Source organism: Snodgrassella communis, assembly GCF_914768045.1.
GTDB lineage: Bacteria > Pseudomonadota > Gammaproteobacteria > Burkholderiales > Neisseriaceae > Snodgrassella > Snodgrassella communis.
Window position 1 is genome coordinate 1 of record NZ_CAJZCD010000001.1, and the last position, 20,283, is coordinate 20,283.

Annotated in this window: 16 protein-coding genes and 1 pseudogene; 8 read left to right on the forward strand and 9 right to left on the reverse strand. The window is 44.2% G+C overall.

Annotated features, from left to right (window positions below):
* Nucleotides 1-295 (forward strand): annotated as a pseudogene (locus MJ761_RS00005) (integrase core domain-containing protein); the annotation flags it as partial.
* Nucleotides 296-881: 586 nt separating this feature from the next.
* Nucleotides 882-1,367 carry a YbhB/YbcL family Raf kinase inhibitor-like protein gene (locus tag MJ761_RS00010; protein WP_093090859.1) on the forward strand — a complete coding sequence of 162 codons (486 nt, stop codon included), beginning with the start codon at nt 882-884 and terminating at the stop codon, nt 1,365-1,367.
* A gap of 83 nt (nt 1,368-1,450) precedes the next feature.
* Here MJ761_RS00010 and rbfA read toward each other — a convergent pair whose 3' ends face one another.
* From rbfA to rimP, 4 genes are all read right to left on the reverse strand, one after another.
* The gene (gene rbfA / locus MJ761_RS00015; protein WP_037406574.1) at nt 1,451-1,822 is read right to left on the reverse strand and encodes a 30S ribosome-binding factor RbfA; all 372 of its coding nucleotides are present in this window, start codon (nt 1,820-1,822) and stop codon (nt 1,451-1,453) included.
* 81 nt (nt 1,823-1,903) lie between these two features.
* Entirely contained in the window at nt 1,904-4,936 is a 3,033-nt protein-coding gene (gene infB / locus MJ761_RS00020) for a translation initiation factor IF-2 (protein WP_093090861.1), read from the reverse strand.
* Between the two features lie 10 nt (nt 4,937-4,946).
* On the reverse strand, nt 4,947-6,434 hold the full coding sequence (gene nusA / locus MJ761_RS00025; protein WP_093090863.1) for a transcription termination factor NusA: 1,488 nt from the start codon (nt 6,432-6,434) through the stop codon (nt 4,947-4,949).
* Between the two features lie 47 nt (nt 6,435-6,481).
* The gene (gene rimP / locus MJ761_RS00030) at nt 6,482-6,964 is read right to left on the reverse strand and encodes a ribosome maturation factor RimP (protein WP_093090865.1); all 483 of its coding nucleotides are present in this window, start codon (nt 6,962-6,964) and stop codon (nt 6,482-6,484) included.
* 448 nt (nt 6,965-7,412) lie between these two features.
* Here rimP and MJ761_RS00035 point away from each other — a divergent pair, with 448 nt between their 5' ends.
* From MJ761_RS00035 to MJ761_RS00050, 4 genes are all read left to right on the forward strand, one after another.
* Nucleotides 7,413-9,284 carry a potassium transporter Kup gene (locus MJ761_RS00035; RefSeq protein WP_093090867.1) on the forward strand — a complete coding sequence of 624 codons (1,872 nt, stop codon included), beginning with the start codon at nt 7,413-7,415 and terminating at the stop codon, nt 9,282-9,284.
* 38 nt (nt 9,285-9,322) lie between these two features.
* Entirely contained in the window at nt 9,323-10,363 is a 1,041-nt protein-coding gene (argC, locus tag MJ761_RS00040) for an N-acetyl-gamma-glutamyl-phosphate reductase (RefSeq protein WP_093090869.1), read from the forward strand.
* Nucleotides 10,364-10,419: 56 nt separating this feature from the next.
* Nucleotides 10,420-10,767, forward strand: a complete 348-nt coding sequence (erpA, locus tag MJ761_RS00045; protein ID WP_037406564.1) for an iron-sulfur cluster insertion protein ErpA — start codon at nt 10,420-10,422, stop codon at nt 10,765-10,767.
* A gap of 272 nt (nt 10,768-11,039) precedes the next feature.
* Nucleotides 11,040-12,560, forward strand: coding sequence for a catalase (locus tag MJ761_RS00050; protein WP_093090871.1), 1,521 nt, complete (start codon nt 11,040-11,042; stop codon nt 12,558-12,560).
* Between the two features lie 681 nt (nt 12,561-13,241).
* On the opposite strand, the gene lptG is transcribed toward MJ761_RS00050, so the two are convergent.
* The gene (gene lptG, locus MJ761_RS00055; protein ID WP_093090873.1) at nt 13,242-14,330 is read right to left on the reverse strand and encodes an LPS export ABC transporter permease LptG; all 1,089 of its coding nucleotides are present in this window, start codon (nt 14,328-14,330) and stop codon (nt 13,242-13,244) included.
* Nucleotides 14,330-15,439, reverse strand: a complete 1,110-nt coding sequence (gene lptF, locus MJ761_RS00060; RefSeq protein ID WP_093090875.1) for an LPS export ABC transporter permease LptF — start codon at nt 15,437-15,439, stop codon at nt 14,330-14,332. The genes lptG and lptF overlap by 1 nt, the downstream gene beginning before the upstream one ends.
* 130 nt (nt 15,440-15,569) lie before the next feature.
* Between lptF and MJ761_RS00065 the strand changes: the two genes are divergently transcribed.
* Both MJ761_RS00065 and MJ761_RS00070 read left to right on the forward strand, forming a co-directional pair.
* Nucleotides 15,570-16,979 carry a leucyl aminopeptidase gene (locus MJ761_RS00065; protein WP_093090877.1) on the forward strand — a complete coding sequence of 470 codons (1,410 nt, stop codon included), beginning with the start codon at nt 15,570-15,572 and terminating at the stop codon, nt 16,977-16,979.
* Nucleotides 16,980-16,991: 12 nt separating this feature from the next.
* Nucleotides 16,992-17,435 carry a DNA polymerase III subunit chi gene (locus MJ761_RS00070; RefSeq protein WP_093090879.1) on the forward strand — a complete coding sequence of 148 codons (444 nt, stop codon included), beginning with the start codon at nt 16,992-16,994 and terminating at the stop codon, nt 17,433-17,435.
* Between the two features lie 57 nt (nt 17,436-17,492).
* Here the strand turns inward: MJ761_RS00070 and rfbD are convergent, their stop codons facing one another.
* From rfbD to MJ761_RS00085, 3 genes are all read right to left on the reverse strand, one after another.
* The gene (gene rfbD, locus MJ761_RS00075; RefSeq protein WP_093090881.1) at nt 17,493-18,353 is read right to left on the reverse strand and encodes a dTDP-4-dehydrorhamnose reductase; all 861 of its coding nucleotides are present in this window, start codon (nt 18,351-18,353) and stop codon (nt 17,493-17,495) included.
* A gap of 177 nt (nt 18,354-18,530) precedes the next feature.
* Nucleotides 18,531-19,664 carry a bifunctional diaminohydroxyphosphoribosylaminopyrimidine deaminase/5-amino-6-(5-phosphoribosylamino)uracil reductase RibD gene (gene ribD, locus MJ761_RS00080; RefSeq protein WP_093090883.1) on the reverse strand — a complete coding sequence of 378 codons (1,134 nt, stop codon included), beginning with the start codon at nt 19,662-19,664 and terminating at the stop codon, nt 18,531-18,533.
* A 1-nt stretch (nt 19,665) separates the two neighbouring features.
* Nucleotides 19,666-20,247 (reverse strand): cytochrome C, encoded by a 582-nt coding sequence (locus MJ761_RS00085; RefSeq protein WP_141683398.1) that lies wholly within the window; start codon nt 20,245-20,247, stop codon nt 19,666-19,668.
* Between the last annotated feature and the right edge of the window lie 36 nt (nt 20,248-20,283).

The window sequence follows — 20,283 nt, forward strand, 5'->3', positions numbered from 1 at the left end:
AGATAGAGGAAAGGAATTTGATAATCAATTGCTAGATAAGTGTTTTAATACATTTAATATACAGCGTTCACTAAGTAAAAAGGGATGTCCGTATGACAATGCAGTGGCAGAGGCAACATTTAAAAGCATTAAAACTGAATTTGTTAAAGGGGAAAAATTCATGACGAATGAATAATTAGAACAAGCCTTTGCGGCTTATGCTTATTGGTACAATCATAAACGGTTACATTCGTCGTTGGGCTATTTGCCTCCGGTAGAATTTAACAAACGGCTACCCCTTAATTTTGTTGTTTGAATAGGTGTTGCCATTCAAACCCATTGCAACCAGACTATCAGCTTTTATCTCGTCTTAAATAATAATCTTCACTCTCACCTAATCCCAATAAAGCCCTATGCATAAATATTTCAAATTATCAGAAATAACTGCTCAACTAAAAATCCAATAACTTTCATAACTCTCTTATTATTTATTAACATAAATAAATATTTTTGCACCACTAACTTATATAGCAGTCCTATGTTAAATACACATAACAAAATAATTAAAAGGCTAAATATATGGCTATTTCTATGTATAAAAGATCTTGACCAGTCAATAGAGGCTGTGAGTTCAAGTAACGCTAGCTTTGAGTATCCTTGTTATGAGATGCTTTAATGAGCATCAACATCACACGTATGAGTTAGATATCTGCCGGACAAACTGTAGCAAAGGCTGCGGGTGTGCGCCAGCAACCTTTTCCTCAGATAACGAACCAGCCTACCAGAATAGCGTATTGGCGTTTTCGGTTTTCATAAACGTCAATACAATAACATTGACTTAATACATTTCATATTGCAGAATTAAACCGTTATCAATAACATCAATTGATTTTGAGGGAACAATGACAGATAAATTTATTTTAACCAGCCCAGAGTTTAAAAATGGCGATACCGTTGATTCCTCCTATCAAAGTGACCATGATAATCAGTCCCCGGCTCTGGCGTGGACAAATGCACCGGTAGAGACCAAAAGTTTTGCCATACAATGCCATGACCCTGATGCACCAACTGGTGGCGCCGGCTGGTGGCACTGGATGGCTATTAACCTGCCCAAAGATTTAACTGAACTGAAACGCAATGCTGGTGCTGAAAATGGGCAGAATATGCCTGCCGGTACACGTCAGCTACGCAATGACAGTGGAACCTTAGGTTATTCCGGTTTTTATCCGCCTGAAGGCACCCCGCCACACCGGTATATTTTTACCGTTTATGCTTTAAACACCGATAAAATCGAGCTACCTGATGATGTCACCACCAGCTGCACAGGATTTGTAGTCAATAGTCATGTCATTGCCAAAGCTTCCATTACAGTTCACTATGGCCGCTAACACAGAATTATAATTTAGCCGAATCATAAATATAACAAAAAAAGAGATTGACCAATCATAGTCAATCTCTTTTTATTGCAACATCAATCGTCAACCGGTTTTTCTTTTGCTACCTTATCAATCAGGTGCGAAATACTCATACCCCGTTCAAGAGAATCATCATAGATAAATGTCAGTTCAGGTGTGCGGAATAAACTTATTCGCCGTGCCAGCTCACTACGCAAATACCCTCTGGCATGTTCCAGTGCCTCTTCAGTAACAGCACGAGTACTGTCATCCAAAACAGTATAATAAATTGTCGCATGGCTGTAATCTCGAGTAACTTCAACTTCATTAATCGTAATAAAGCCAGCTCGCGGATCTTTCAGGCCAACACGCACCAGCTCAGCCAGTTCTCGCATAATCTGCTCTTTGACACGATCCTGACGTGCATAACCACGTTGAGGTTTACGCATAATCATTCCTTTCTGTGATCAGGCCAATAATTCAGGCAGCCCGAAAAATATCCAGACTGCCTTGTAACACTTCAAATAACCTTAAAGCTTACGGGCAACTTCAACCACTTCAAAAGCTTCCAGCTGATCACCTTCCATAATTTCATTGAAATTTTTCAGCATCAAGCCACATTCAAAGCCCTGACGTACTTCCTTAACATCATCTTTAAAGCGTTTTAATGAAGAGAGCTCACCAGTATGGATAACCACATTATTACGGATTAACCGAACATGCGAATCACGTTTAATCAATCCATCCGTAACCATACAACCAGCAATATTACCAACCTTGGATACCGTAATTACCTGACGAATTTCCACCGTACCAATCACATTTTCTTTCTGTTCCGGTGCCAGCATGCCACTTAAAGCCGCCTTCACATCATCAATAGCATCATAGATAATATTGTAATAACGAATTTCAATTCCCTCATGCTCAGCCAGCTTACGCGCAGTTGCATCAGCACGAACATTAAAGCCAATAACAACAGCACCAGATGCAATCGCCAGATTAACATCAGACTCGCTCACGCCACCAACACCGCTGTGCAGCACATCCACACGAACTTCATCAGTAGACAGTTTTCGCAAACTGCCAGCCAACGCTTCATAGGAACCCTGAACATCAGCCTTAATAATAATCGGCAAACTTTGTGCCTGATTTTCACCCATGTTATTAAACATGTTTTCCAGTTTGGCTGCCTGCTGTTTCGCCAGCCGCACATCACGATATTTACCCTGACGGAAAAGAGCAATCTCACGTGCTTTTTTCTCATCTGCCAGTACAATAAAATCTTCACCAGCATTAGGCACATCAGACAGACCAAGAATCTCTACCGGAATAGACGGGCCTGCGGCAGTAATGGTTTTACCATTTTCATCTACCATAGCGCGTACACGACCAAAAGTCGTACCAGCGAGTACTATATCACCTTTGCGCAAAGTACCACTTTGTACCAGTAAAGTAGCCACCGCACCACGCCCCTTATCCAGACGTGATTCCACCACAATACCTTTAGCAGCCGTATCAACAGATGCTTTCAGCTCCAGCACATCGGCTTCCAGTAGTACTGCTTCCAGCAAGGCATCAATATTAGTACCCTGTTTGGCGGAAACATCAATAAACTGCACATCACCACCCCATGAATCCGGTACTACCTCATGTGCAGTTAATTCCTGACGAATGCGTTCCGGATTGGCACCTTCTTTATCAATCTTATTGACTGCAACCACCAGTGGCACCTTGGCTGCTTTGGCATGAGCAATTGCTTCAATCGTCTGAGGCATTACCCCATCATCAGCAGCAACCACCAGAATAACGATATCAGTAGCCTGAGCACCACGTGCACGCATAGCAGTAAATGCTTCGTGTCCCGGCGTATCCAAGAAAGTAATTACACCGCGCTGGGTCTCAACATGGTAGGCACCAATATGCTGAGTAATGCCACCTGCTTCACCTTGAACAACACGGGCTCGGCGAATGTAATCCAGCAGAGAAGTTTTACCATGATCCACATGCCCCATGACTGTCACCACTGGCGGGCGTGGCAAGGTTTCCGCTTCAGTAACAACCGCGGTGTCTTCATCCAAAAATGCTTCAGGATCATCAGCCGCTGCCGCTTTACCAATATGTCCCATCTCCTCCACAACAATCAGCGCGGTTTCCTGATCGAGTGACTGGTTAATGGTCACCATCATACCCATTTTCATCAGAGTTTTGATAACTTCCGCGGCCTTAACTGCCATTTTGTGTGCCAGTTCAGCAGCAGTAATTGTCTCCGGTACCAGAACTTCATGTACTACCGGCTCAGTAGGCGCTTGGAAAGCATGCTGATTCGGTTCCAGCTTGAGCTGCTTCTTGCCACCTTTCTTACCACCACGTCTGCGACTATCTTCTGCATTACCCACATCGGCTGAACGGCGATTTTTACCACCACGGGCAGATTTTCCTTTCGGCATTTCATCTTCACGCTGACGACGCTGTTCATCTTTCTTACGCCGTCCGGCTGATTCAGCTCCGGTTTCAGCTGCCTTAGGTGTACTAGTACTGGTTACCGGTTTTTTCTCGCTCGGCTTGGCCGAACGCACTTCGGCAGGTTTCTGCTCACTGGCTGCTTTACTTTCTTCCTTAGCCTGTTGCTTGGCTGCTTCACGTCGTGCCTGACGTGCCTGACGCTCCAGCTTCTGTTTCATCAGCATTTCTTGATGTGCGCGCATAGCTTCTGCACGTCGTGCTTCTTCATCGCGCTGAGCCTGCTCTTCAGGACTGATAATAGGTTTAGACGCCTCAGCCACCAATGCAGCCAAATCAATCTTCTTTGCATTGCGGTTACGGTTGCGTCTGGATTTATGCTGCTCATTTTTGTCAGCTGTTTTTTTATCAGCCGGTACTTCTACAGTTTGCGCAGCTGCTTCAGTCTGTTGTGACTTTTCAGCCTGTTGCTGCTTTTCAGCCTGTTGCTGCTTTTCAGTCTGTTGCTGTTTTTCAGTCTGTTGCTGTTTTTCAGTCTGTTGCTGTTTTTCAGTTTGTTGCTGTTTCACTTGCTGTTTTACCACTTCTGTCTGCACAGACTCCACTTTAGTTTTCTGTTCGGTTTTACTAGCTGCAGCTGCTGCCTTTAATCGTGCAGCTTCAGCAGCTGCGGCAGCAGCAGATTCTTCTCTGCGTCGTGCTTCAGCCTGCTCCGCTGCTATTTTTTTCGCCTGTTCCTCAGCCTCAGTATCTGCCTTTACTGACTCTGGTTCTGGTTGCACCGGTGCGTGCTTTTCTTCTGCCGGCTTGGCTTCCAGTTCTTCAGACGGTACGGCAATTCGCCGGCGACGCCGGGTTTCAACTTCAACACCGCCAACAGTGCTTTTCTCAGCTGGTTTTTTACGATTCAGCGTGATGGTACCGGCAGACTGACTACCATTAGACTGCTTTAAATAAACCAGCAACTGTTTTTTGTCCGCAGCAGTCAGCTTATCTGATGCAGCCTGTTTATGTACTCCTGCTTCGGCCAACTGCTCCAGCAACCTTGCAGTTGATAAATGCAGCTCCAAGGCAAATTGTTCTACAGTTATTTGATTACTCATTCGCGTACCCTCATACTTCGTCAAACCAGTGGGCGCGTGCAGCCATCACCACTTTCTTGGCGGTTTCCTCATCAATGCCGGTAATCTCAATCAGCTCATCTACTGACAACTCAGCCAGATCATCTCGGGTTTTAATCCCCTCATTGGCCAAATCATGCAGCATTTCCTGATCCACCCCGTCCAAATTTTTCAGCTCTTCGTCCATCCGTTCCAGCTGTTCCTCAGAAGCAATGGCTAAGGTCAAAATGGCATCACGGGCACGGTTGCGCAACTCTTCCACCGTATTTTCGTCAAAACCCTCAATTTCCAGCATTTCCTGAACAGGCACATAAGCCACTTCTTCCAAACTGGTAAACCCTTCCTGTACCAGTACCTCGGCCACACTTTCATCCACACCGAGATTATTTATAAAGAGCTCACGCACCGCTTTATCTTCTGCTTCGTGGCGCTCCTGTGCTTCTTCCACAGTCATAATATTCAGCTGCCAGCCTGTCAGTTCTGCTGCCAGACGGACATTCTGTCCACCACGCCCGATAGCCAGCGCCAACTGATCCTCTGCCACAATCACATCAACCGAATGATTGTCTTCATCAATCAGAATACGCGTTACCTCAGCCGGACTCAGTGCATTAATCACAAACTGAGCAGTTTCCGGCGACCACAGCACCACATCAATCCGTTCGCCCGCCAGCTCTTCCGTTACCGCATTTACACGTGATCCACGTACACCGATACAGGTACCCTGCGGGTCAATACGAGCATCATTCGACTTCACCGCGACTTTAGCGCGCAAACCCGGATCACGGGTTACTTCCTTAATTTCCAGCAGGCCGTCTTCAATTTCCGGCACTTCCATTTCAAACAATTTCAGCAGAAATTCACGCGAAATACGGGTCAAAATTACCTGACTGCGGTTACCAATCTGGTCTACTCGCAAAAACAAAGCCCGTACCCGGTCACCATTACGGAAATTTTCCCGCGGAATCATCTGATCGCGTGGCAGCAAAGCTTCCAGACGGCCAATTTCCACAATTGCGCCATGCCGCTCAACACGTTTAACCGTACCCAGCACCAGACTATCCTTGCGTTGCAAAAATTCATTTAAAATCTGCTCACGCTCGGCGTCACGAATACGTTGCAAAATAACCTGCTTGGCTGTTTGCGCACCAATCCGGCCAAATTCCACATTCTCAATTGGTTCTTCATGATACTCACCAACCTGCAATGTTGTTCCCGGAATTTCTTCCTGAATCTCTTCAATGGTCTTCTGAATATCAGGGTAGGTATAGTCCTCATCGGCCACAATCAGCCAACGGCGAAAACTACTGTAATCACCCGTATTACGGTCGATAATTACCCGTACATCCATATTTTCACGCTCAGTTTTTTTCTTGGCCGCACTGGCCAGAGCAAACTCCAGTGCGCTAAATACCACCTCTGTATCTACGTTTTTCTCACTCGCCAAAGCCTCAGCCAGTAGCAAAATTTCACGACTCATTTAATTCTCCTTGCAAGCCCGTGCTTACAACAATATGAAAATTCAATTTAAAAATCAAATTCTGGCTTCAAACGTGCTTTATCAACATTTTGCCATTCAATTAAAACAGTTTTACCAGCCGCCACAGCAGCACGCTTGGCTCGGCGTACCTCATTAGCCTCTTCCAGCGTGATACTGATCAAATCATTCTCATCAATACCATTAATCCGACCGGTAAAATTTTTCTGCCCATCAATAGGCAAACGCGTTTTAATCTTAGCCAGTTGTCCCGCAAAGCGCCTAAAATCAGCCGGTTTGGTCAATGGTCGATCCAAGCCGGGGCTAGAAATTTCCAGACGCTGATAATCAACATCTTCCACCATTAATACTCGGCTCAAGTGATTACTGACTGCAACACAATCATCCAGAGAGATACCGCTTTCTGCCTTATCAATAAAGACACGCAAATCCCCCTGTGCAGTTAGCTCATAATTCACCAGCTCATAGCCCAGACCCGGCAAAGTTTTTTCCAAAATGCCCTGAATATCCATCTGTGCTCCGTAAAAACAAAAAAATGGCCTCAGGGCCATTTCTCAATAATTCGAAAAATTTCTTTATTTTAACCCATTGTTGAAAAAAAAGAAACCTCCTGCCATTATCTATATCAAACATTCATCCAGATTAGCATAAACTTATCAACCAATTGCATTAGCGCCCATAGATAACCATTACACCAAACCGAGCCATAACCATTTGTTAATCCATAAAATACCAAACAACATATTTTGCAACAAAGATAAACCCGTCCTTGTTTTAACCACCCGAAAAATGAAAAGACCACCTCATCCTCAGCACACAAGCCCCAAATAGCCTGCACTAGACACAACCAGCCATGACTAATAAACAAAAAAATCTATAAAAACCCACATTTAAGGGATTGGCTAAACTTAACGTTAAGACTAAACTCACATCCTGATAACCCTATAACGAGGTACATAAATGCGTATACAGTTTTCTGCCAATACTGCAATGACACTTGCTGCATTAGGTATTGTTTACGGCGACATTGGCACAAGTCCACTATACGCCTTAAAAGAAAGCTTTCGCGCTTCAACAATAGCCCCCACAGAAACAAATGTATTAGGTTTTGTCTCACTGATTCTGTGGTCATTGTTACTGATTGTTACCCTTAAATATGTTCTGTTTATCTTGCGGGCAGATAACAACGGCGAAGGTGGAGTTGTAGTATTAATGCAGCAGGCAATGCGACACCTTAAAGGCAAACCTGCATGGATTATCATGATGATGGGACTTACCGGTACCGCACTATTCTACGGTGACGCCATGATTACACCGGCAGTATCCGTACTGTCTGCCGCAGAAGGCTTAACCGTGATCAACGAAAGCTTTCGCCAGTATGTCATGCCCATAGCACTAGTGATCCTGTTTGCACTATTTCTGATTCAGAAAAAAGGGACACATAAAATTGGCACACTATTTGGCCCCATCATGCTGCTATGGTTCAGTGCCATAGCACTGATAGGCCTGTATCAGATAGTGCAGTCCCCCACCATCATACTGGCTTTCAATCCTTACTACGGTATTAAATTTGCCGTTAACCACGGCTGGGATGGCTTTATCGGACTGGGCTGTGTCGTATTGGCCGTAACAGGAGCCGAAGCCTTATATGCAGATATGGGACATTTTGGGCGCCAGCCTATCCAGACAGCTTGGGTAAAAGTAGTTTTACCCAGCCTCATCATCAACTATCTGGGACAAGGTGCACTTATTCTGCACAATCCGGCAGCAATCAACAACCCGTTTTTCCTGAGTGCCCCGCACTGGCTGCTGATTCCCCTCATCATACTGGCTACCTTTGCAACCATCATTGCCAGTCAGGCCGTAATTGCAGGTGCTTTCTCCCTTACACGTCAGGCAATTCAGCTTGGCTTTGCACCGCGCATGAACATCATCCATACCAATAACGAAGAAGTTGGCCAGATTTACCTGCCACTGGTTAACTGGCTGCTACTCATAGCAGTAGCCTTAGTAGTCTTAGCCTTTCACGACTCCGAACATCTGGCTTCAGCCTATGGGATTGCCGTAACCGGCACCATGGTCATCACCTCATGCCTGTTTTGCGTCGTAATGATTAAAAACTGGCGCTGGCCAATTCCACTGGCACTCCTACTCACCTCAATATTCTTATGCTTCGATCTAGTTTTCTTTGGCAGCAACCTACTCAAACTGATTCACGGAGGCTGGTTCCCAGTACTGGTAGCCATGATTGTAGTCACATTGTTTTCAACATGGCGCCGCGGTCAGCAACAACTGCACGAAGCGCAACAAAACAAAGACTTCCCACTTGATGATTTCATCGAAAATCTACACGACTACCCGCCACAGATTGTCTCTGGCAATGCCGTATTCATGGTATCAGATCCATTCAGCACCCCACGGGCACTACTACATAACCTCAAGCATAACAAAGTATTGCATAACTACAACGTCTTACTTAGCATCAAAACCAAAGAAGTCCCTCATATTGCCGATAACGAACGCATCGCCATGAAACAGATAGGCGCGCGCTTTACCCGCGTTATTGCCAACTACGGCTTTCAAGAAACAGCCGACATCAGTCATATACTGGGCTTAATGGCTGAACAGGGCATCACACTGGATACAATGGAAACATCATTCTTCCTTTCCCATGACAGCATCGTTGTTGCAGCCCAAAGCAGCCATGGCAAAATGGGTCGCTTACGCGCCCGAATCTTCAAATGGTTATATAAAAACAGCGCCACCGCCAGCAACTACTATCATATTCCAGCTAATCGAGTAGTCGAACTGGGTGCCCAAGTAGTCATTTAACCAGCCAAAATAGCCATAAAAACCATGAAAGAAAACAAATGAGTATCAAAATCGGCATTGTCGGTGCCACAGGTTACACCGGAGTAGAATTATTACGCTTACTGGCACAGCATCCAGATGCAGAAGTAATCGCAGTGACAAGTCGTAGTGCCGCAAAAACAGCATTAAGCGACTACTTTCCCAGCTTGCGTGGTATCTACAACCATCTCATTTTCCAGCACCCAGAACAAGCCAGCCTGAATCAGTGTGATGTCGTATTCTTTGCCACACCAAACGGCATAGCCATGCAAGAAGCACCACCTCTGCTGGCTCAGGGTATAAAAATCATTGACCTGTCAGCAGACTACCGCATCAAAGACGTAGCCCTCTGGCAGCAATGGTATCCGTTTACCCATACCAGCCCTGAATGGATTGCAAAAGCCGTATATGGCCTGAGCGAACTCAACCGTACCGCAATCGCTCAGGCTCAGCTTATAGCCAATCCCGGCTGTTATCCCACCTGCATCAGCTTACCTTTACTACCCTTATTACAACATCACTGCCTAGCAGATAATCAGCTATTAATCGCCGATTGCAAATCCGGCGTATCCGGTGCCGGCCGCAAAGCCAATACCGGCAACCTGTTTGCCGAATGCAGTGACAACTTCAAAGCCTATGGTATTAGTGGCCATCGACACTTACCCGAAATCAGACAAACACTAAACCTCTTACAACCTCAGATAGGCAACAATCTCATATTCGTTCCCCACCTTACCCCCTTGATTCGCGGTATGCATGCCACCATGTATGTACAAACCAAAGATGGTCACAATCCTTATCAACTGATTGCTGACTATTATCGTAACAGCCCGTTTATAGACGTACTGCCTGCCGGTAGCACCCCAGAAACCCGCTCAGTTCGCGGAGCTAACCTCTGTCGCATCAGCGTACAGCCAGCTCCCCAAAACAACACATGGATTATCCTGTCTGTGATTGACAATCTGGTTAAAGGCGCTGCCGGACAAGCCGTACAAAACATGAATATCATGTTCGGACTGGAAGAAACCAGCGGGCTGAAACTCACGCCCCTCTTGCCATAAACTACCGGCAAGGTGGACAATTCAGCCTGCCCATATTTCTTGAAAAGGATCAAGCCATGTCAGATACCGCTATAGAAACACCAATTACCTTTACCGAAAGCTGCTGCACCAAAGTTAAAGACCTCATTGCAGAAGAAAACAACCCTGACCTAAAACTACGAGTATTTGTAACAGGAGGTGGTTGCTCAGGTTTTCAGTATGGCTTCACCTTTGATGAAATCGTTAACGATGATGATTTTGAGATTCAAAAAGATGGCTTAACCTTCCTGATTGATCCCATGAGTTACCAGTATCTGGTGGGTGCAGAAATTGACTATTCAGAAAGCCTGCACGGTTCGCAATTCGTTATCCGCAACCCTAATGCCACCACAACCTGTGGCTGTGGTTCATCTTTCTCAGTCTAATCAGACCAGTCCCAAACCTCAGACTACTGTCACCCAACAATCCAAACCAAATTCTCCCAGCCAGCCGCAACAGGCTGGTTATTTTTTTTGCCTGCCAAAACAAACATTCAAATATAAAAAATTTCACAAACTTTAAACATAATTGCTATTTTCAAGAAAATGTAAAATAACAACTTATTAACATTAAAATTTTTTTATCAAGTCTATAATCATTCAGACAGCCAAAAGCAGTAAAGGCCTTTTTTAATAACAAATTAACAAGGAGCTTTACCATGACCGATGACATAAAAAAATGTCCCGTTACCCATCTCACTACCAATCAGGGTGCTCCCGTATCGGATAACCAGAACAGCCTGACCGCCGGCCCACGTGGTCCCCTACTAGCTCAAGATTTATGGCTTAACGAAAGATTGGCTAATTTCGTGCGCGAAGTCATACCTGAACGCCGTATGCATGCCAAAGGCTCAGGTGCATTTGGCACATTCACCGTAACCCACGACATTACCCAATACACCTGTGCCAAACTGTTTAGCCAGATTGGCAAAAAAACCGAAATGTTTGTCCGCTTTTCCGAAGTGGCAGCCGAGCGCGGTGGTGGCGATGCAGAGCGAGATATTCGCGGCTTTGCCATGCGTTTTTACACCGAACAAGGCAACTGGGATTTAGTTGGCAACAACACACCAGTATTTTTCCTGCGCGACCCACGTAAATTTCCAGACCTAAACAAAGCCGTTAAACGTGATCCCCGCACCAACCTGCGTAGTCCTACCTACAACTGGGACTACTGGACACTACTCCCCGAAGCATTCCATCAAGTAACCATCACCATGTCTGATCGCGGCATCCCCGCCAGCTATCGTCACATGCATGGATTCGGTTCCCATACTTTCAGCTTTATCAACGCCAACAAAGAACGCTTTTGGGTAAAATTCCATTTCCGCACCCAACAGGGCATCAAAAACCTGACTGACGAAGAAGCGGCCAACATCATGGGACAAGACCGCGACAGCCATCAGCGCGACCTTTACAACGCCATAGAAAGCGGCGATTTCCCCAAATGGACCATGTATATCCAGATCATGCCCGAAGCTGATGCAGAAAAAGTCCCCTACCATCCATTTGACCTTACAAAAGTCTGGCCACATGGCGATTACCCCCTAATCGAAGTCGGAGAATTCGAACTAAACCGCAACCCAGACAACTACTATCTCGATGTAGAACAGGCTGCCTTTGCCCCAAGCAACCTCGTCCCCGGCATCAGCGTATCACCAGACAAAGTATTACAGGCACGTTTATATAACTATGCAGACGCAGCCCGCTATCGCGTCGGCGTTAACCATCATCAGATACCAGTAAACAAAGCGCGCTGCCCAGTATTCAGCAACCATCGCGATGGCACCACCCGCGTAGACGACAACTACGGCAGCCTGCCCCATTACGAACCCAATAGCTTTCATCAGTGGCAGGAACAGCCCGAATTCAGAGAACCACCTCTCAAAATTCACGGAGATGCCGACTTCTGGAATTTCCATGAAGACGACAATGACTACTTCAGCCAGCCACGCGCCCTTTTCAACCTCATGAGTGATGCACAAAAGCAAGTTTTATATGAAAACACAGCACGGGCAATGGGCGATGCACCGGATTTCATCAAATACCGCCATATCCGCAATAGCAATGCCTGCCATCCGGATTATGGCGCTGGTGTTGCCAAAGCATTAGGCATGACCGTAGAAGATGCCATAGCGGCGCGCAGCAGTGATCCGGCACAGGGCTGCGCAGTTCTAATATAAAAAACGGAACAAAAAAATCCTTAAACAACCAAGTTTAAGGATTTTTTTAACGAAATATAACTCAACCATACTAGCTCAATAGTAATTTATTCTATTTTCTCATAAAAATATCTATTGTGTTACCGGCTGATATCGGAATTAATAAATAATGTCAAATGGATAAATATGATGAGAATTTTCTCTAAAAGTTAGTAAAATATGTTCATTAGCATAGTAATTCGCAAGAAATACCTAGCTGTTTATTTAAATTATATTTACTTTATTATATGTGTATAAAAATTTTTAACTTGCTTTATTTATTTGTATGAAATAATTAAAAAATAATATTTGATAGAATATAATTTGTTTTAATGTTGGCAGTAATTTTTATATTCATTTATAAATAAAACAAAAATTTCAAATTCGCCAACGCTGTTATCCATTTTCGCTATTTGCACAATATGGTGGGTATAAATCTGATTAGCTGATTCTGAGTCCGCTCCAGTGGTGATATCAATTTGTTTTTAAATCTACGCAACAGGTCTATATGTGATGCAAATTTTCTGAAACAGAGCTTCTTACTAGCTATCGTTTATTGATATTCTATTGAGAAGTTGTAGTCATTAAATTATTTTGCACATGAGTGACTATTCTAATCGTGTCTGATTAATTTAGAAAATATTGATTTCAACTAACTGTATATCATCGCTTTTCTTGCCGTCTAATCAGGTATATAGCCAGACATAAAAATAATATTGTAGGCAGAAATGCGGCAATCGGTGTTGGTATCTTATATAGCTGGCTGGTAAATCCAAACAAGCGTCCTGAAAAATGGAATAGTAGTCCTAAACAAATTCCATAAAAAAGTTTCAAGCCCATATTGCCATGCCGGTTTTGCTGCGGTGTAAAAGCCAAGGCTACCAGTGCCATAACGATACAGGCCAAGGGATAGGCAATTTTACGCCACCACGCCAGCTCGTAACGGGTCGTTTGCTGGTGATTATTTTTCAAATGCTTAATATAAGTCGATAGTGCCATAATGGACATTTGTTCTGGCGCTACCAATAATATATTCAGAAGCTGATGATTGATGGACATGCGCCAATCCAGATTTTCCAGATGCGTTACTGTCATCTGATGCTCCTGAAGAAGTGTCTGCTCTACCTGATGCAGATGCCATTTTGATTTCTTACCTTGCTGAGTATGTGTATCAACATTGGCACTGGAAGCATGTAAAGTTTCCATTAAGCGGAACTGTTCATCATGGCGATATATGCTGATGTTTTTTAAGCTGCCGTCGGGTAACATTTCAGCTACATTCACGATATCCTGCCCCTGCTTTAACCATATACCGCTATCTCCGGCACTAATGCTATTTTGACGGGCATGCAATTGATACTGTTCTGCATAAGGGCCAATTTTAGGTACAACATATTCACCCAGTAACGCAGCAATAATGGCAAACAGTAAGCCAAACTGTAACATCATGCTAATGATACTTGACAGGCGAATACCAGATGTTCTGATTACGGTAAATTCACTGTGGCTGGCCATCTGGTTTAGGCATACTAACGCACCTACCAATACAGCCAGTGGCATAAGCTCATAGGCATGAGTAGGAATCAGCAATAAGACGTAATACAGCATTTTACTTGCTGTGTAACGCCCGTCACCCACATGGCTGATTTCGCCCATGATGTCAAAGAAGCTGTATAGGCTTATCAGTACCAGTAATGCATACAAAGTGCAAATCGACAGTTGGCTAATTACATAACGATTAAGCAAACGCATCAGGAACGACCTCTCAATAATGATGTAAATGCTGCTTTAAAAGAAGCCGATGGAAGATCGCGCCAACGCAATAGAAATAAAAACACCATAAACATCATCAGATGCATCGGCAATATACCAAGCCAAAGTGGAATACGACTATTTTCAACCATATCCCGTAAAAAGGTCAGTCCATTCTGGTAAATTAAAAACACGGCTATCGCAATCAGAATATTATAGGTATGGCCAGTGCGTGGATTATAATAAGATAGTGGTAACGCCAGCAAAGCCAGTATAATTACGCTTATTGGTAATGATAAACGCCACATCAACTCTGCTTTGTAAATGGCGTCATCGCTGGCAAACAGTGCAGCGGTAGGAATGGTATGCCGATTTTGTTTTGGGTCGACTATCATTGTATTAACGCTGATGACTAAAGTCATTTTGTGAAATGAAGCTCGTTGATAGTCTGCCTGTCCGGGCTTTCCGTAATAGCGAAATCCATCTTCCAGAGTCAGAATACGCTTTTCTCCGTCCTGTTTGAACTCGCCACGTTTGGCGAAAATCGTACTGTCTTTACCATTTTTTTCTTTTTCTCGTACAAACAGGTTGCTGGCATGGCCACTATCAGGGTCAAATGATTCGATAAAATAAACCCGTGGATGGCTTTTGCCTATTTCTCGAAATACACCCGGTTCCAGCAATGACAATTCCTGTTTCTGTTTCAGCAGTTCTGCAAATTCACGGCTACGCAACTCTGCCCACGGCTGAACTAACATGGATACCACGGCCACCAGAATAGCAAATGGAAGTGCGAATTTCATTAAGGGGAATATCCAGTTTCTTAGTGATAAGCCACTGGACAGCCAGATAACCATTTCGCTATCACGCCAGTATCGGGTAAGTACGGTAATAATGCTAATATAGGCAGTTAAAATCAATAACACAGGTGTAAGACCAATTGTCCAGAACCCAACTAATGCGGTTACTGCATCAATAGCTACGCGGCCGCTGGCTGCCCTGCCCAGCAGATTGATTGCTTGCGTGGCCACTAGCACTACCAGCAAAATCATGAAAATGCCCACGGCAGCCCATGATAATTCTTTAATAAATTGGCGTTGATAAATCATAAAATAATAAACACATATGCGACTATCCGTATTTTGGTGACAGCCTGCGTTACAATAGGGGCATCCGGATCAGCTTAACGCATGATTAGTCCAGAATATATACAACGCCCTTATAATGGGAGAGGAAAAGATGGAATTTAGCATAAAAGCCGAACAATTGCAGCCGCAAAGAAACAGTTCTTTACTTTTTGTCTGTACTGCAAACAGTAAACACGACAATTCTGTAGCAGGTACTTTACTGTCTCAGTTACAACAGCAACAAAAAGATTTTATTGCTGCTAATACAGTTGAGCAGGATCAGGTACAGGCTATGGCTGTAGTGTGTATTGAAAAAGAAGACTATGCCAGTATACAGAAATTGGCAGCAACGGCAGCCAGCTGGGCCAAAGAACAAACTCGGGTGAATGTGGATTTGAGTTTATTGCCTGAAGTATTGGCACAGCAATGGGTACTGGCATTTACGATTGCAGTAGGTGAAGCTGGTTATTGTTTTGATACGTTTAAAAGTGATCCTAAACCTACACTACTTGAACAGATTAATTACTACACTGTTCATGCTGTGAATGCATCCCTGAACAAAGGCGAGGCCATAGTTTATGGTATGAATATCTGCAAAGATCTGAGCAATGCACCCGGTAATCTGTGCACCCCGGATTATCTGGCTTCTTCTGCAGCTCAGATTGCCGCTGATGTGGGTGCAAGCGCACGAATTATGTCTACAGCCGATATTCAGGAAATGGGTATGAATGCTTTGCTGGCTGTTGCACAAGGCAGTTCTGCTGGTGCTTATCTTGTTGAACTGCAATATCGTGGTGCTTCTAATGCTGAAGATAAGCCGGTGGTTCTTGTAGGCAAAGGTATTACTTTTGATTCTGGCGGCATCTCCCTTAAGCCGGGTGCTGCGATGGATGAAATGAAATTTGATATGTGTGGTGCTGCTGCTGTTATTGGTACTTTTGCAGCAGCTGCCAAGCTTAAGCTACCGCTGAATCTGGTTGCTATCGTTCCTACCTGTGAGAATATGCCTTCTGGTCATGCAGTCAAACCGGGAGATATTGTTAAAGCTATGAATGGCTTAAATATTGAGGTTCTGAATACCGATGCAGAAGGCAGGCTAATTTTATGCGATGCTCTTACCTATGCTGAACGCTTCCAGCCCAAGGCGGTAATTGATGTGGCCACGTTAACTGGAGCCTGTATTATTGCGCTGGGTCATGTTGCGCAAGCTGTACTGGGCAATAATCAGTCAGTCATTGATCAGATATTGCAGGCAGCAGCCAATATTAATGATAAAGCATGGCAATTGCCTTTATTTGATGAGTACAAGGAGCAGCTAAAATCCAATTTTGCAGATTTGCAGAATATAGGCGGACGTCCTGCCGGAACAATTACTGCTGCGGCATTTTTATCCTGTTTTACCGAGGCCTATCCTTGGGCTCATCTGGATATTGCTGGTACGGCATGGCATTCAGGCAATAATAAAGGTGCTACAGGTCGCCCTGTGCCGTTGCTGCTTGAATATCTGATCCGGCAAGCCTAAGCTTGAGGCATTATGGCCACTATTACTTTTTATACTCATATTACTGATCCAGTCTCTTTTACTTGCCGGCTGACTCAAAAGGTATATAAAAGTGGGGCAAGTGTTCTGATCTGGTTAGAAGACGAAAGCCGTGTAAATCAGTTTGATCATGCTCTATGGTCGTTTCAGGCCACCAGTTTTATTCCGCATGAAATCTGGTCACCTCAGCAACCGCAGCCTGTTACCGAGCCATTAGTGTTACTGGCTTATGGCTCAGATTTACCTACCATGCTGAAGGATTATGTGGTGATTAATCTGGCAAATGTTTATTGGTGTGATGCTCCGCACATACCAGAACGGGTATTGGAGCTTGTGAGTACTGATCTGGATGATATAGCAGCTGCACGGCAGCGTTTTCGTACCTATCGGAACGCTGGTTTTGTTATTGAGCATCATGATATGCGTACACAAAAGTAATGCTATCAGGTATGAAAAAGCGGGTTACTTTGTAACCCGCTTTTTTTGTGCATTGTCTTAAGCCAGTAGTTTAGCAATTATGTGCGCTAAAGGTGTATCGGCTACGGGTTCGGGAAGTATATTTTGTATGGTACGACTATCCAGAATACCAAATTCTGGTCGTGTGGCTGCTGACTGGTAATCAGCAGTAGCAATCCGCTCTACTTTAACCTGTTTGTAACGCTCATCAATTTCAGCAGCCTCAGCAAAAATACGCTGGGCAAAATCTGCCCAACTCATTTGCTGGCTACCGGCAAAATGCATTATTCCGCGTGCTGGATTAGTTAATGCAGCAAGACGAATAATGGCTTCAGCCAAATCTCCTGCATAGGTGGGGCAGCCTATCTGATCGTCAACTACGCGAATAGTGGATGTTTCCAATCCTTTTTGTAACATGATTTTGACAAAATTGTGTCCATGTTCACTGTATACCCATGAGGTACGAATAACAGCGGTATCTACGTGCGCGTTTAAAGCCAGTAACTCCCCTGCCAGCTTACTGTGTCCGTATACATTCAATGGGTTAGGAGCCATATTTTCTGTCAGTATGACATGATGATGACCATCAAATACTTGCTCGGTAGACAGATGAATCAGGCGTGCACCAATTGCCCGAGCCGCTTGAGCCAGATTCAAAGTTCCTGTTGCATTCACTGCGAAAGCTTTGGCTTTATCGGTTTCTGCGGCATCAACTTTGGTGTAACCTGCTGCGTTTATAATTACATCCGGTTCAAAAGTTTTTACCATGTTGTGCACATTATGTGCATCAGTAATATTCAGTGTCTGCGAGTCACTGGCAATCAATTCCCAATTTTCAGGCAATCTGTCTCTTAAGCAACTACCTACCTGACCTTTTGAACCCGTTAATAAAATACGCATGGTAAAGCCTTTGTTTTAAAATACCAATAGAATAATCACAATGAGACTAACATTTATGATGTTACATAAATACAGTGCTCAAACAATAAGCTTATTGTTACACAAGGATAGTTTATTTTCAGCACTGTTTTGTATATAAAATTGAGGTTGTTTGAATAAATAGCTCTGTTACAAACGTTATTCCAACATTCCTGTTAACCAGACCGTGCTTTGTTGATGACGTAATGACCAGCGACAATCCTGACCTAAAACCTCTACAGCTACTGTCTGCCATTCAGAATCTGATAATGCTTGTGGATTTTCTGCTAACTCAATGGCATTGCGTGCTGCTGCACCAAGAATTTTTGGCGCCTGATAATAAATTATTTCATCTACGGCATTGGCAGCAAGTAACGCAGAATTCAGGATGGAACCTGCTTCAACTAGTATCAGTCCAATATCGCGTTGAGCCAAAACCGGCCATAATTTTTGCAAATCAATCTGGCCATGCTGATTGGCCGGCACAGTTAAAACGGAAACATGCGGGTAAGGATCGAAAACAGTTTTTTTAACTTTGTCGCTAACTGTGGTAATAATTAAAGTAGGACTATTCACATCCTGAATCACTTGATAAGCTGGGGTGATGCGCAGCTTGCTATCCAGGATGATACGCAGTGGTTGCCGCAATGCGGAAAACCGCCGTACATTCAACCGTGGATTATCTGCCTGTATGGTATTGATACCGGTTAATACGGCACAGCTTTCAGCCCGTAATGTCTGCACATCATTACGCGCAGCCTCACCGGTTATCCACTGGCTTTCACCATTACTCAATGCTGTTTTGCTGTCGAGACTGGCAGCGATTTTCAACCTGATATAAGGTCTGTGTCTTTCTACTCTGGATAAGAAGCCCGGATTCAGTTCACGTGCCTGCTGTGTATACAAACCACAGTCAACCTGTATACCTGCTTGTCGCAATATATTTAATCCATTACCTTTTACTAAGGGATTGGGATCTCTCATGCCTACAACTACGCGCTTGATATGAGCATCAATCAGAGCCTGTGCACACGGGCCTGTCCGCCCGGTATGGCTGCAAGGTTCTAAAGTGACATATGCGGTAGCATCCTGTGCCAGCTGCCCAGCCTGCTGTAATGCATGTATTTCGGCATGTGCTTGCCCTGCCTGTACATGAAATCCTTCACCGACAATTTGCTCGCCACGCGTAATCACACAGCCTACCCGCGGATTTGGGCTGGTAGAAAACCGCCCTTGCCAAGCTAGCTCAAGAGCGGTTTGCATGAATTTTTTATCAAGCTCAGAAAAGCTCATTTTAACTGTTCTGTACATTAATGGTTTTCAATGTAGCCCCAAGTGCATCATCGCCGGCACTATCACTGCTGGCACAAACTGAATAAAGATTATTACTACCAACCAGAGCAACACAGCTTTCATGTAATAAAGTGCCGTTTTGCTGATGACTGAAACGATAGTTCATGCGGTTTTCGGTTGCAATGCCTACTTTGACATTGCTGATATCTTTGTTGTTTTTCAGGCTATCAGCCAAATTTTTGAAATACTCATCTGCCTTAATTTTTATCGCACCTAAATTATTAACTGCCAGAGTAATATTACTGCCGTTATCATGCTGCAATAAAGTGAGATTATTAATCTGAGCCTGATCTACCCATTCTGATGCGCTACCCATTACATCCGTAAAATCTCCATCTACCACAATACTCAGCTGATCATCCTTACTGGTTAGCGTCTGGGTAGATGTAGCCACTGCGGACGCTGTGCCACTTGCAGTCTGAGTATCACTAGCATCCATCGTCACAGAAGTTTCCTTTTGTGTACATGCAGATAAACCTAACAAAGCGAGTATTACAAACGACCATAAACGAGATTTCAACATGATGTATTCAAGCTTTCGATGACAAGGCATAATAGT